Source organism: Pseudomonas sp. GL-B-19 (assembly GCF_019956415.1).
Taxonomy (GTDB): domain Bacteria; phylum Pseudomonadota; class Gammaproteobacteria; order Pseudomonadales; family Pseudomonadaceae; genus Aquipseudomonas.
The window spans coordinates 34,409-49,377 of record NZ_JAHBDK010000025.1 but is presented as its reverse complement, the minus strand read 5'-3'; the positions used below and the strand labels follow the sequence as shown (position 1 = coordinate 49,377).

General features: G+C 60.2%; 8 protein-coding genes. 3 read left to right on the top strand and 5 right to left on the bottom strand.

Annotation, left to right across the window (positions count from 1 at the left end; translation table 11 throughout):
• Positions 1–21: 21 nt before the first annotated feature.
• The 5 genes from KGB06_RS10680 to cobG all read right to left on the bottom strand — a co-directional run bounded on the left by KGB06_RS10680 (position 22) and on the right by cobG (position 11,770).
• On the bottom strand, positions 22–7,140 hold the full coding sequence (locus KGB06_RS10680; RefSeq protein ID WP_223515150.1) for a TcdA/TcdB pore-forming domain-containing protein: 7,119 nt from the start codon (positions 7,138–7,140) through the stop codon (positions 22–24).
• A gap of 269 nt (positions 7,141–7,409) precedes the next feature.
• The gene (gene cobJ, locus KGB06_RS10675; protein WP_223515131.1) at positions 7,410–9,113 is read right to left on the bottom strand and encodes a precorrin-3B C(17)-methyltransferase; all 1,704 of its coding nucleotides are present in this window, start codon (positions 9,111–9,113) and stop codon (positions 7,410–7,412) included.
• On the bottom strand, positions 9,113–9,844 hold the full coding sequence (locus KGB06_RS10670; RefSeq protein WP_033049173.1) for a precorrin-2 C(20)-methyltransferase: 732 nt from the start codon (positions 9,842–9,844) through the stop codon (positions 9,113–9,115). Before KGB06_RS10670 ends, cobJ begins: the two co-directional genes overlap by 1 nt.
• Entirely contained in the window at positions 9,844–10,470 is a 627-nt protein-coding gene (locus KGB06_RS10665) for a precorrin-8X methylmutase (protein WP_007945227.1), read from the bottom strand. Before KGB06_RS10665 ends, KGB06_RS10670 begins: the two co-directional genes overlap by 1 nt.
• A complete protein-coding gene (cobG, locus tag KGB06_RS10660) occupies positions 10,463–11,770 on the bottom strand; it encodes a precorrin-3B synthase (RefSeq protein ID WP_317849385.1) in 1,308 nt (435 codons plus the stop codon). The genes KGB06_RS10665 and cobG overlap by 8 nt, the downstream gene beginning before the upstream one ends.
• 144 nt (positions 11,771–11,914) lie before the next feature.
• On the opposite strand from cobG, the gene cbiE reads away from it, so the two are divergent.
• Genes cbiE through KGB06_RS10645 form a run of 3 tightly spaced genes read left to right on the top strand, consistent with a single transcriptional unit; the run spans position 11,915 to position 14,947 of the window.
• A complete protein-coding gene (gene cbiE / locus KGB06_RS10655) occupies positions 11,915–13,126 on the top strand; it encodes a precorrin-6y C5,15-methyltransferase (decarboxylating) subunit CbiE (RefSeq protein ID WP_223515126.1) in 1,212 nt (403 codons plus the stop codon).
• Positions 13,119–14,216: a cobalt-precorrin-5B (C(1))-methyltransferase gene (locus tag KGB06_RS10650; RefSeq protein WP_223515122.1), complete on the top strand. Its 1,098-nt coding sequence runs from the start codon at positions 13,119–13,121 to the stop codon at positions 14,214–14,216. Before cbiE ends, KGB06_RS10650 begins: the two co-directional genes overlap by 8 nt.
• Positions 14,213–14,947 (top strand): cobalt-precorrin-6A reductase, encoded by a 735-nt coding sequence (locus KGB06_RS10645; protein ID WP_223515119.1) that lies wholly within the window; start codon positions 14,213–14,215, stop codon positions 14,945–14,947. Before KGB06_RS10650 ends, KGB06_RS10645 begins: the two co-directional genes overlap by 4 nt.
• The last annotated feature ends 22 nt before the right edge of the window (positions 14,948–14,969 follow it).

Genomic DNA, 14,969 nt, shown 5'->3' with positions numbered 1-14,969 from the left:
GTGGCCTTGTGTCAACCGGACTCAGCTATCCCCATTGTCGAAAACCTCCTCTGCGGTCGCAATCTCGATGCGCTGCGCCGGTACAAGCTCGCTCAGCAAGATGTTGTCCTTGTTTCCTTGCTTGATCAGCAAAGCGTTCACCAACGTGGACACGGCAAAGGATCGATACCCTTCTACGGCGAGGAACATTTCACCCCGTATGGTGACGTCCGCCGAGAACACGTCGCGAAGGATCAGGCTGTGCCCACAGTCAGTATCGACAATGACCAAGTGGTCCTGAACCTTGCTCAGCACCAGCTTTTCCGAGGTGTCCAGCGCCCAGATCAACTTGCCGGGAATTGACACCTCACGTCTCGGTATCGGTCGGCAGTCGACAATGACCGACTCCAACCTGAGCCAGGCGGCCTTCGATAAACGGTAAGTAACGGCACCCTGCCCCAGTCGAAGGATCAACGTGTTCACATCGTCAGGAATCAACGGCATCAGGTCACTGACTGTCATCTGCCCTTCAATTGTCAGCACTTCAGCATTGCGCTGAACATAACGCACGGGCCCGGCCTGCTCCATGCCCGGGTAGGTATGCAACAGCCCGTCTTTGTTTTCATGAAGCAACACATTGGTTTGCTGCTGGGTACCCAAGAGTTCGAAGTCGTCGGTGATTGACGCTTTCGAAACCCGAATCAATCGTCCGGTTTCAGTCACATACCATTGCAGGCTGTCGGGCTCGTCAACCGAAAGGAACGCCGCGTGCCGGTGGTTCTCGACCAACTGCTTGAGGCCATCCTGCAACGGGCCGGTCTGAACAGTCACCCATTGGCTATCGACCCCGGTGATCAACGCCGACTCCTGATGACGCAACTCCACGTTGATCCCCTCAAGCGTTGTTGCACGAAGTCCTGCGCCTTCTGCTGTGACATCGGTAAACCGCCAGGGCGCCCACTCACGCACAGGTGCCGGTATCGCGTCGGCCTGCAACAATCGTGAGCCCTGGCCAAATGCACTGGCGAGTTGCGCAGGATCGATAAAGGCCTGGCGGTAGATTTCACCGGTTGAAAGTTCCAGCAACCAGGCTGCAGTGTTGTCCGGCGTAACGCTCAGCAAGCGCACTTCCTCACCACGCCCCAGATCGGATAACAGCAACCGATTGTTCACGTACCAGGCACTTAACCGCAGATGACCGTGCACATGGGTCAATCCCACAATGGCAAAATTCGTGACCGGGTATTGGCTCGCCACAGTGTCGAGCGCCAACCACCAATGTGCCCGATCCTTGAGCCAGTCATCCGTCAGGCCACCCAACTGCAGGCGACCTTCAGCGGTTACATTGAAGAACAGGCCTTTATCTGTCAGCGCCAGATATTCCTCTTCAACGGCAACCACATTCACCAGCCCTGCAGGCTCAATCTGTTCAATGGACCAGGTCCCGTTGATTCGTTGCTGCCGAGACAGTCGCTTGGCAACCTTGTCGTAAACGACGAACACCTCACCCTCATTGTTCGCCGGCGGGACAAGTGTGAGTTCTTGCAAATTCTTGATGGAGTCCGGCCAGCCTCGCTCCCGGTGTCGTAGCGCGGTGGGGCGGACAATCAGGCGGTCACTGCGGCGAATCCAGGCCAGGTCGCGCAGCGTCGAATCCACCTTCCAGCAAATCGAGACGTACACCGCAGGCTGCCAGTCGACAGTGGTCACAACACCGTTTACCGGCGTAGGCGCAAATACAACATGCTCACCCAATACCTGAGCCCAGTCGCCGAGTGCCTCGTTTTTGCTCACGATCGCTTCCAGCGCCGGGTCCAGGTCTCGAGTCATCGAGCTCAAGTACAGTTCGTTCTCATGCAGCTGATAGACAAACTCATCCACTGTCTGGTCTTTACGAGTGACCTTCTGCACGATGGTTATCACCCCATGCGTCGTCTCTTTGCAGTGGGTAATGAGGCTATCGGCTACCTCAGTGAGCAATAGCCGATAACGCCGCTTGAGCAGGCCAGTCACTGCGTCAACTTGCCAGACAAAGTAATTTCGCGGGTGATAAAAGTACGCATAACCGTCTACCACTGCGCCCAACAACGCCTCATCGGCTTCCCCCCGCTCATCGTCGCGGATGTATAGAAAGCGATCGACAGCCGAGTCGTACCAGGCGGTCGTGAACCTCGGTTCATCCGGTTTTTCGAACGGGACCGGAAACTGATGAACCGGCGTATAGGGCATGCCCAAGCGATGCGCTCGGGCCAACGTCTTGAAGTGATCCTGCAACGCCTGGGCATCCATGCCCGGGGTCGCGTCCTGCTCGATAACCGTCAATGTCATCTTGGTAAAATCGACCTTGAAGACTTGATTCTTGCCGATCTTTATCAGGACCTCATGGCGCCCCCTGCCGCTCAACTCCACTTTGATGGCGCCGATGAAGAGTCCGCCAAAGCGCTCCACTCGAACATCGCTTTCCTTGGCCCACGAGGCTTGCAGCAACCAATGCGAGGTCTCCTGGCTCGGCGACTCCAGTTCGATCCTCACCCCGGGATTGAGCACGAGTGAACAGTTCGCACCGGCGCCCTCGATTTTATAAGTGATCTTGTCGTGCCACGATTTCGGCAGAGCGGGCACCACCAGCGTGCGCGCAATGGCGTCCAGCCGAACATTGATCACCGTCGGCTGATAGACCGGGTTCAGGCGATAGACAATGTAGTCACCGGGAAACGAATAGAACGAAAACAGAAACTGACGCTGGCCATTCGCTTTCCTCTTCTCCAGGCGACGCGCCGTATCAAACCCGACGTCGTGGCGCAGCGTCGAAAAGGGCAGCCATTTGTATTCATAGCCGTAAATCGTTTTAGGTGTGCAAGGCAGCACGATGGTCTGACCCGCAACAGGTGCAAACGCGGCGCGCCCTGGCAAACCGAGTTCGCGGCGAACATCAATCGCTCGCGCGTAATCCACATCAAAATCGGGGACCCCGAGATGATCACGCAGGGGGAACAGTTCAGGGCTGCCGAAGGCCAGGGTTCGCGCCTTCAGATCCAGCGTCTGGAACACCAGAACCGATTGAGGCAACCACGCACTGGCGGCTTCATCGAACCGATAGCCACCGTCGCGAAGGGCTCGTTCCAGCCCGTCAAAAAACAACCCGACCTGTTTGACCTCTTCGGCAATGACAGCAAAACCCTGAGCGAGCGCTGCCGCACCAATCGCCAGGCCTCCCAGAATCACACCCGCACCACCCAGCACCGCGGCCGCGGTGCTCGCCCCCACCACACCGGCACCGATCCCGGCCCCTGCCAACAACACGCTGGCGGAATCGAATGCCAGCTGAGTACCGTACTGCGCACGCTCAACGTCGTTGTCGGCGGTGGACAATTGGTAAATATCGAAACCTGCGTTAGCCAGGCCTAATACCGTACCCACGCCTTCATTGGCGACATGGCCCAACGCTTCGGTCACCACCGGCGCACAGGTTTGAGCGATCACCTTTTCTTCAGCCAGTGCTTGTCGCACCAGTTTGACCAGCCCCAGCACATCGACCACGTTGCCATGCACCAACTGCGCGTAATTGACGTAGGCGTGCAACCGAACGGCCATCGTCAATGGTCTCCCGGCACCTTCCTGATTGCGCAACGCGTTCATCAGCGCCTGGATGGTGAACCCCGCGTTCAAGGTATGAACGCTGCCGGCGCCTGTCGGATCCGGTTCATTGACCGGCGACCGGGGTTTTGTGGCCAGCGCAGAGAATTGCTCTGACAGATAGGTTTTGATGCGCAGGAAGCGCTGATCGTTGGTGATGACCTGCACCAGTTGTTCAGGTTTCTTGGGATCGATCAGGCTCAGGCGATACTCACCGACCGGGGTCACCTCCAGTGTCTCGAACAACGGGACAAGCTCATGCGGCAGCTGGTTTTTTTCCAGGAGCTCAGTGGTTGCCTCGTGTATCTGCTGGCTCCACCCATAGCTGTCGAGCTCCAGCAGGCTGCTGCCCAGCCGCGGATTGCTCATCAGCGACTCGCCGTAAGCACTGGTCAGACGCTGCCTGACCGCAGGTAGTGACTGTTCCTTCAACGGGCCTGGTTGCAGCAACTCCGACACACGAATACCGGAAGGCAACAACGTTGCAGACAGACGAGTACCGTCCAGTTCGATCAGGTCAAACGTTGGTTGGGATGCTTCGCCATAGGCGGCGTATTGTTTGGCCATTTCATGTTGCAGAAAGAACTGCTCCAACGCTTCGCGAAACAGCAGCGGTTGCTCAAACTCGAACACACCGAAGTTCGGATCGTAAAAGTGATAGAGGCTGCGCTCGCCGACAAAGGTTTTCGCCACCAGCATCGAGTGGTTGTTGGAGTTGAGCATCAAGGTACTGGTGGAGGTCTTGGCTTCCAGTACCGCCACCACCTGCGCCACATCGGAGCGAGCGAGGGCGGTGCCCATTTCGTTGAGCTGCACGCCGCGCATTTCTTCCACGGCGTGCAGAAAGACCGCGGAGTCGTTTTCCTCATGGTCAATCACCCCGAGGTAGAAACGTTCCCGCAGGGTATTGGCGGCGGCAGGACCGTGTACCAGCGCCGCGGCCATCGCCAGCGTCAACGGATAACAGCGGCCACCCACCCGCTCGCCGGCCCCCTGTAGCAGCAAGTCCTGTGGTACCAGTTTCGTCGTACCCGCATGGAAGCTGTCCAGAACAATGCCCACCCGCTCGACAACCCGGTCACGGTACTCAAGCTTGGCGACCTGTTGGATGCGGGCGACATGCTGCCCCCATTGACGCAAGGTCAACGGATGCGTGAGGGCGTTTTTCTTGAGTTCCAGTGCGTGCTCGGAGAACGCTGGCGGTTCGCCGGGCGGACCGTCCACTCCAGCCACAAAAGCCGGCGCATTGTGTTTGAAGAGCTGACGTTCAATCGCCGCATACCGCCCCGAAACGCCCAGATCGCTAAGGGTGTTGACCAGGTTATCCAGCTCGGCACTCACCGCCTCGAAGCTGCGGTTATCCAATGCCTTGGCCCCCAACAAAGCACCGAGCAACAGGCGCTGAGCGGGGCTCAATTGCGTCGTCAGGAACGAGCCGCTGGCGAATCCGGTCAAGATTTCATCGACTGACAGACGTTGGCTCAACGTGTCGCTCAGCGAAGCGGGAGGCAGCGCTTTTGGGTCCTGGGCGTTGATCGATTTCCGGTCATCAAAGCTCAAAGGCACCGCCTTTTCAAACGTCACCGTATCGCTGCGCTGTTCATTCATCGCCTGCAGAAACGGCTCACCGAGTTCATCGGCCAAGTGCTGCAACAGACCGGTCGACAACACATGGCGCCCTTCGATGACCGGCCAGCCTTCCTCGAAATCAATGCTTTGGTACTTCAGCAGCTGCGCCATGTCACCCATGAAACGGTTTTTGAATTTCCCTTCTTGCCAGCGCTTTTGCTCACTGGCCAGCCATTGGGAGGTGTCACTCGTGTTTTCCTTCCAGGAGTGATCCAGCTCCTCCTCGGTCGCCCGGTTGACGGTTGCAATGGGGGCAATAGTGACGTCCTCACGCCAGGCGTCAGCTGCCTGAGGGGTGAAGTGCATTCTGACGTAAGCCGCGATGGCATCACGCATCGCTGCAGGACCGGTCAGGTAAATCGTCACTTCGCTCTGGGGGCGAATACCATCGCTGTAATAGGTGGCTGCCGCTTCAATCAGAAAACCGAGCGACAGGTCTTCTTCCTCCGGCAGTTCGCGCAAGGGACCGAATCTTTTCTCGACGACCTCCTGCGCAATACCGCTCATGGCCTCGGCATCGATCAATGCAACCTTTCTCTGCATGGCCAACCGGGCCGTGGCATCGACAATGTCATAGTTGATCCTGAAACGGTCGATGACTGCGCTCAGCATCGCCGAGTCGGGATGAGCCATCAGGAACGCATTACTCAAACTGCTTTGCTCGGCGACAGCTCGCAGCCCGGCCGGACGAACGAGGCGCTCGACGGGCGGGCGGAAAACACTGTTCAACGCTGGACGACTTTTGGCAAAACGTTCGAGCGCCGGACGATGCTCCAGGGGGATCACCTCAACATAGCTTGTGTACTTGCTGCGCAGCGCCTGGCGGCCCGGCATCCATTCGGGATTATGATCAAGCAACAACTGCAGCACCCCCAAGCGCGCATCAGTGCCAAATTGGCTGATGTTCAACTCACCCAGCACTTCCAGAAGAGGCGGCAGGTTATCGACATCCGCGTAACTGCCTCCTTCAGTGATCAAGGCTTCGACACGTACCACATCCGAGGCGGCGGCAAAGTTGCCGCGCAGACTGATTTCTCGTTCGTAAATAGCCTGCAAGCGTAGCGGCGTGCCATTACTGGCCAGATCACGAAGTTCAAGAGCGCCCTCGGCCAATGCAGAAAGGCTCTCGCGGTTTTTTACCTTCAAGGCTTTCAAGTGCGCTTCGTTCTGCCCATAAGCGCGGACCAGAAGATCAATTCGTGCATCGTCGGCTTTTTCGCCGCGTTTTACCGCGCTAGTGATATGCGCGCTCATCTGCTGCTTGAGGACAATGGCTCGCTCTTCGTACTTGTCGCCCAGTTCAATCGCTGTCTTGCTGGTCGCCCCACCGTTGATCATCGCATCAGCCTTGGCCGCCTCGACAATGATCCGGTTGGTTTCGTAGGCCAGCAACGCGTCGCTGTCGTACCAGAGTTTGAGGTTATAACCTTCCCCCGCGAGAACCTGTTTCCAGACATTGATGTAATCGCGCTGGATATCCCCGACGCCACCGCCAAGCCATACAAAGTGCAGGATTTTCGGTACTTCGGTGGGGGCGACCGTTAACTGTTCAACACTGTTGGACAAGCGCGTCTGAAAAGCTTCAACCCGGTCGAGAATATCCGTCAGGGTGGGGGACTGACCTTCACCCGGTTCGGCCAGCACCTTCACTTCCGCCGAACGCCGGCGTCGCCTTGAGGGATCCAGGAAAGATCCAAGTGCCTGGAACAGCAACCCGAGCGGCACTCGTATCTGTGGAAAACCGAGCTGACCAATACAACCGAAGTAATACCGAAACACCGCGTCGTATTCATCGGTGCCTTTATGCTCATGTAACGCCTGCTCAAGATCAGACAACTTGAAAAGATCGATAAAACTTACATACCCACCAGTACGATTCTTATCTTGCTCATGCATAAATACACTTCCCTGTAGAGTAACAATTGACGATTAAATTAAAGCGCCAAATCAACACTAACCGAATTGATTTTCAGCCTCAAAAAATAAAACAGACAATTAATTACCTACAAAACATTCAGAAATGCAAGAACACCAAAAACGACCAGATACGCTCAACCACTAAAGCATCAACTTACATCAACACATGTAAAAATATCGCTGCAAAAATTTGATATTAATTAAATAGCGACAGATGTAGAGCGGCCTCAGTACGAGGCCGCTGACTATCAGGAAGTTGGCTTGTCGCCATACCAGCGCGGCGTATAGACCCACTCGCCACCCTCGGCACGCGGGAACACACAGGTGGTAGAGGAGCCGATCAGCACCATGGTGCGCATGTCCACCTGATCCGGGGTCAACTGCCCCAGTGTGGTGACACGCAAGGTCTGGCCCGGGCGCCCAATGTCCCGCCCCAGCACCACGGGCGTTTCTGCGGTGCGGTGTTGCGCGACAATCTCCAGTGCCCGCCCCAACTGCCAGGGACGCGAACGCGAGATCGGATTGTAGAACGCCAGCGCCAGGTCAGCCTGAGACGCCAGATCCAGACGTTTCTCGATGATTGCCCAAGGTTTGAGGTTGTCCGACAGGGACATCACGCAGAAGTCGTGCCCCAACGGCGCACCGGCCTGAGCCGCGGTTGCCAGGGACGCAGAAACGCCTGGAAGGATCTCCAGATCAACGCTGTGCCACAGCGGCTCACTCGATTCGTGTAATGCTTCCAGCACCGCGGCCGCCATGGCGAACACGCCGGGATCGCCGGACGACACGACCACCACCGAGCGCCCTTGGGCAGCCAGTTCGAACCCATGGCGAGCGCGCTGCATTTCCTCGCGATTGTCGGTGCAGTGCATCACTTGATCGTCGCGGAACGGCCCGGCCATGCGCACGTAGGTTTCGTAACCGAGTACATCATTGGCGCGCGCCAGCTCGGCCTTGACCGCCGGCACCATCAGCTCGGCAGCGCCAGGGCCCAGGCCGATCACCGCCAGGCGACCACGCGCACGACCGATCCGGGCAAGGTCCAACGGTTGGCTGGCCACGGCAATGGCAAGAACGGTGTCCGCCGAAACGACGGTAGCCTCCGGCACGGTGTGACGGGCAAGTTCACTGACGCCGCCGCAATCCGACGCAAACCGCAGCGGCACACCCAGCTCAAGCGCCGCTTCGCGCAAGGCCGGGGTAGTCATGTGCAGATCGCTGGCCAACAGGCACGCCACCGATTGCACGGCGATTTTGGCCTGATGCAGCGCCGCGCGAATCGCATTCGGCAGTTCCGCCACATCGGCATTCACCGCCACCAACACACTGCGCGGGTAAATCAGCAACTCATTGGCCGCTGGCGTGCGTTCAGCACTGCCGACATGGATCGACAATTGCGCCTCGGGATCTTCCGGCAACTGAGCCTGCGCCAGCCACGGTGCCGCGCCTTCTATCCGCACGCTTTGACCGGCGAGCAAATCCGAGACAAAGCGCTTACCCAACTCCAGATCAGCGAGTGCGTATCCACTCGGCGGATTAAGCAGGCAGGTGCCAAAGCGCAATTCACCGCTGGTGGTGATCGCCGCAGCGACCTCAAGACCGGCAGCAATTTCCCGAGCCATGACGTTCACGCCACCCAGCCCGCCGAGCAGCGGCACCACGGCGCTGCCGTCTTCGGCCACGGCCAGCACCGGCGGCTCGGCGCCTTTTTCCAGCAACAACGGCGCCAGCGTGCGGATAACAATGCCGGCCGCACACAGCGCGATGATCGGTGTGTCCTGCTGATAGAGCTCACGCAGGGTGGCACCGAACTCGTGATAGGCAAGGTCCGCACCTTCAACCCGTTCGGCCAGGCCATGGATCATCGCGCCGGGGTACAACTGCTGAATCTTGCGCGCGGTCGCGAGGCTGCCGTTACCCAGAATGACAATCGCCGGAACTGGACGGGCCATCAGCCTTGCCACCTTTCGCCCGGAACGATGATCAACGAGAAGTACGGCGAGGACATTGGCTCGACCTCATTGAGCGGCACTATTTTCTGATTGGCCATGGTCGCGCGCTCGACATACAGCGCGCGCTCCGCCAGACCGAGCTCTTCGAGCACCTGACGGACTTTGGGGAAATTGCGCCCCAGCTTCATGATCACCGCCGCATCGGCATCGGCCAGTCGACGCTTGAGGTCGTCGTGAGGCAGCACGCCAGACAGCACCGACAAACTCTGATTGCGATACACCAGCGGCGCGCCCAGCACCGAAGCACCGCCGAGCATCGAGCACACGCCCGGCACGACTTCGGCTTCATAGCGTTCGGCCAGACGATCATGCAGGTACATGTAAGAACCGTAGAAGAACGGATCGCCTTCGCAGATCACCGCCACGTCACGACCCGCGTCCAGATGCGCGGCGAGTTCTTCGCCGGCCGCATCATAGAAATCGCTGATCACTTGCTCATACGACAGCGGTGCCGGCAGTGCTTCGGTGGTCACCGGGTACACCAGCGGCAGCAACGTTTGCGCGTCCTGCAAATGCGCTTCGATGATGCCAAAGGCATTGCCCTTTTTGCCCTTGGCGACGAAGTACGCCACCACCGGGGATTCGCGCAGCAGGCGCAGGGCTTTGACGGTAATCAGTTCCGGATCACCGGGGCCGACGCCCAGGCCAATCAAGCGTCCAGGTTGCTGCATCATTCGATCTCCGTGGCGAGGGCGTTAACGGCGGCGGCAGCCATGGCGCTACCGCCGAGCCGGCCTTGCATGATCACAAACGGCACACCGCGACTGTCGGCGGCGAGCGCAGCCTTGGATTCGGCTGCGCCGACGAAGCCTACCGGGAAACCGAGGATCAGGGCGGGTTTCGGCGCACCGGCGTCGAGCATTTCCAGCAGATAGAACAGCGCGGTGGGCGCGTTGCCGATCACCACTACGCTGCCTTCCAGGTGCGGGCGCCACAGTTCCAGCGCTGCGGCGGAGCGTGTGTTGCCCAACTCGCGGGCCAGGTCCGGGACGCTGTCATCGCGCAGTGTGCAGATGACTTCGTTGTTGGCAGGCAACCGCGTGCGGGTCACGCCTTCGCTGACCATCCGCGCGTCGCACAAAATCGGCGCACCGGCGGCCAGCGCCTCGCGCCCGGCCTTGCCCGCGCCTTCGGAAAACTGCAAGCCGTCGATGGCATCGACCATGCCGCAGGCGTGGATCACCCGCACTGCGAGTTTCTCCAGATCGGCAGGGATCCGTGCCAGGTTGGCCTCGGCGCGAATGATCGCGAAGGAGTTGCGATAGATCTCCTGACCGTCGCGGATGTAATCAAGCATCTAGGGAGCTCCGTGAGCGGTCGTCGAGCAAGGCTGCGACCGCTTCAATAGTAAGATTGCGTGCGTGCAGCGCGCCGAAACCGGGCTGTGCTGCATCGCGAAAATAGAGGTCGTAATGACCGACAGAGACCGCCAACAAAGTAATTGGCGCGATGTGCGCCGCCGCGCAGGAACGCGAGCAACCCGACAGGTGAACGTTCAGCGCAAGCCCGTGATGTTGCAGCAGAGCGGCCAGTTGCCGGGCATCGCCCTTGGTGTCGGCCATGCCTTTGCCGCAACCGGTGGAGCCGGTGCAGGCGATCAGTTGGGCCAAAGCATCATCGGCCGAGCAGCGCAGGCCGAGTTGTTCAAGGTTGTGGATAACGTGCGCTGCATTGTCGGCCTGCACACCGGGCAGCAACAGGCTTTGCCACGGCGTGAAACGCAGGCAGCCGTCGCCCTGCTCCCGGGCCAGTGTTGCGATACCCCGCAGCATCGCCGGATCAAGACGACCCAGTGGCGGCACTGCGCCGATGTACACACGTTCGGCGTCACGCTGCGGATGCGCGCCGATGTGCAAGAAATCCGGACCCGCGCTGCGCTGCCAACCCTCGATGGGGATCAGCGACACACGTTCGGCCAGTCGAGCGAGAAACCCGTCGAGTGAATATTCAGCGAGCAGATGGCGCATGCGGGTCTGATCGGGCCGCGCTAATTCAAGAAATAACTCCAGCACTGCGACCACCAGCGCATGGCCTTGATCCAGCGCCACCGAACTGGCGGGGACATCTGTCGGGCACCCGGCCAGACCGAACGCCCAACGTTGTTCGCCGTCTCGCTCGACCGCTGACAGCCACAGGTCATGCGGATGTTCGAGCATCGCCAGGCCTTCGCCGCCATCCAGCTGCACGGCAAATTTGGCGCTGAGGTCGTGCAAGCGTGCATCGCCTTGCAGCGTGGCAAGAATTTGCTCGGCCAACGGGCGCGTGTCGAGCAGCCTCTGCCGATCAATCCCGGCGCTCGGGCTGAGCATCAAGTTGCGCACATCATCGCCAGCGGCGCTACTTGGACCCAGCCCGACCGCCATCAGGCTGTCGATCAACGCCGCGTGTTCACCGCCGATTCCGCGAATTTGCAGGTTGGCGCGGTTGGTCGCCTCGATCACGCCCCCGGCGAAGCGTTCGGCGGCATCCGCCACCGCTTCGGCCTGATCGGCATTGATCGAACCGCCAGTCAATTTGATTCGACAGATACCACCGTCCAGCGCCTGAACAATACGCAGCAACCCCGGGCAAGCCGAGGGGCGTAAGGCAGTGGACATCGGGCGTTCGTTCAAGGGGGCGACCGGCTGTGTGGGAAAGGCGCTTCGCGGGCGAAGGCGCGGTATTATGCCTGCTTTGTCAGGCGGCATGAAAAGCCTGCCCGTCGGAACCGTCCGATTGAGGACTATTTTTAAGGACTGCAGATGTCACCCTGGCTGACAGTAGTGGGAATCGGTGAAGACGGCTTCAAGGGCCTGGGCAGAAACGCCCGACACGCGCTGCTGCGCGCTTCGCGGATTATTGGCGGTCAGCGGCAACTGGATTTGCTGCCGGTGTGCATCCGTGGCGAACGTCAGTTGTGGCCGAGTCCTTTTTCCCTTGAGCCGCTGTTGGCCCGTCGCGGTGAGCCGGTGTGCGTGCTGGCCAGCGGCGATCCGATGTTCTTTGGCGTGGGCGCCAGCCTGGCACGGCAAGTGCCCGCTGATGAAATGCAGATCCTCCCGGCGCCCTCCTCTTGTTCGCTGGCAGGCGCGCGAATGGGCTGGCCGTTGCAGGATGTGGTGACGCTTTCAGTGGTTGCCCGGCCGGTCGCGGCCCTCAATGCACAGTTGTTCAGCGGCGTACGTTTGCTGGTGCTGAGCAACGACGGTCAAACCCCGGCGGCGATTGCCGCACTGCTGCGCGAACGCGGTTTCGGCCCGAGCCGCCTCACTGTGCTGGAACATCTGGGCGGTATCGCCGAACGGCGCATCAACGGCATTGCCAACGACTGGAGTGATCCGAAGGTTGCCGATCTGAACCTGATCGCCATCGAGTGCATCGCCGAGCCGAACACGCCGCGTCTCTCACGACTGGCCGGGTTGCCCGATTCGGCCTTCAGGCACGACGGCCAACTGACCAAGCGCGATGTGCGTGCCATCACCCTCGCACGCCTCGCGCCGGTGCCCGGTGAATTGCTGTGGGACGTCGGCGCCGGCAGCGGTTCGATTGGCATCGAGTGGATGCGCGCACACCCGACTTGCCGCGCACTGGCCATTGAAGCCGATGAAGGTCGGCAGCTGCTGATCGAACACAACCGCGACGCCCTTGGTGTTCCCGGCCTGCAACTGATTCGCGGTAACGCACCACAGGCACTGACCGGACTCGAACGCCCGGACGCGATCTTCATCGGTGGCGGTGTCACTCGCGAAGGCGTGCTCGACACCTGCTGGGCGCAACTCAAACCCGGAGGCCGATTGATAGCCAACGCGGTCACGCTGCAAAGTGAAATGACCCTGATGGCCTGGCGCGAACGCCACGGCGGTGAACTGACCCGCATCCACATTGCCCAGGCGCAGCCGTTGGGTGAGTTCGACACCTGGCGCCAGGCGCTGCCCATTACCTTGCTGGACGTGACGAAGCCCTGCGATGCGTGACGAAACCGCCGAACAACCCGCCCCGCTGCGCAGCGGCCTGACGACGGGCAGCTGCGCCACCGCCACCAGCCTGGCGGCGGCGCGTCTGCTGTTGGCCGGGGTTGGTGCTGACGCGGTCGAGATCGTTTTGCCCAAGGGCAAGCAGGTGCAGATGCGCCTGGAATTTTGTCGCCTGACCGACGACGGCGCCGAAGCGGGGACCCTCAAGGACGCCGGCGATGACCCTGACGTGACCCACGGCGCCCTGCTGTACACACAAGTGCGCCTGTGCGCCGAGCCGGATATTCGTTTCAAGGCTGGGCGCGGTGTCGGCACGGTGACGCGCCCCGGATTGGTGCTGGCCGTCGGCGAACCGGCGATCAACCCGGTGCCGCGCAAAATGATCACCGATCACCTGGCGTTGTTGGCCGCTGAACTCGGCTACAACGGCGGCTTCGAGGTCACCGTCAACGTCGAGGACGGCGAAGCTCTGGCGCTGAAAACCATGAATCCGCGCTTGGGGATTCTCGGCGGGCTATCGATTCTTGGCACCAGCGGCATCGTCCGGCCGTTTTCCTGCGCGGCCTACATCGCCTCGATCCACCAGGGCATCGACGTTGCCAAAACCAATGGTTACCTGCACATCGCCGCCTGCACCGGCAACGCCAGCGAAGACACCATGCGCCGGGTCTACAACCTGCCGGAAATCGCCCTGATCGAAATGGGCGACTTCGTCGGCGCGGTGCTCAAACACTTGCGCAAAGTACCTGTGGATAAACTCAGCCTCTGTGGTGGCTTCGGCAAGATCAGCAAACTGGCGGCCGGGCACATGGATTTGCACAGCCGACACTCCAGCATCGACCTGCCGCAACTGGCCGAATGGGCAGCGGCAGTCGGAGCTGATGAGGCGCTGCAACAGGCCATTCGCGAGGCCAACACCAGCCAGCAAGCCTTGGCGATGGCCAGTGCGGCGGGTATCGCGCTGGGTGATGCGGTGTGTCAGCACGCACTGGAATTTGCCCGCAGCGTAGTGCCGGCGCAAGTTCAGGTCGAAGTGTTTGCGATTGACCGTCAGGGCGGGATTGTCGGCCATGCGGGAGTTTTTCAATGAAACGCGTTTTGCTGCTCGGTGGTGTGACGGAAGCGCTGGCCATCGCTCGCACGCTGGGGCCAGAACACATCTATAGCCTGGCCGGTGTCGGTCGCGTGCCGACGGATTTGACCTGTCAGGTGCGCGTCGGTGGATATGGCGGTGCTGAAGGCTTGGCGCAATTCATTCGCGATGAAGGGATCGATCTGCTGTTGGACGCGACCCATCCCTACGCTGCACAAATCAGCCAGAACGCCGCCACCGCCGCGCAATTGACCGGCATTGCCTGCTGGGCGCTACGACGGCCGGCCTGGCAACCTCAGTCTGGAGATGACTGGCGCGAAGTCAGCGACTGGGCCGAGCTGATCGAAACCCTGAAACCCTTCCATCGCCCCTTGTTCACCCTCGGCCGCGAACCGTTGCAACACCTGCACGATATTCCGCCAGAGCAATTCTGGACCTTGCGTGCGCTGGAGGTTTATCCCGGCAACGAACGCTGCGAAGTCATCGGCGCGCGTGGGCCGTTTGTGATCGAGGATGAGCGAGAGCTGTTTGAGCGTCGGCAGATTGATGTGCTGATCAGTAAGAACAGCGGCAGCACGGCGACGGAGCCGAAGCTGGAAGTGGCGCGGGAGCGTGGGGTGCCGGTGATTGTTTTGAGGCGGCCGGTGTTGCCAGGGGTTGATCGGGAGTTTGGGGCGGTGGATGACGTACTGGCTGCCCTGGCCCAGAGATCGACACAAAACCTGTAGCAGCTGGCGAAGCCTGCGTCCG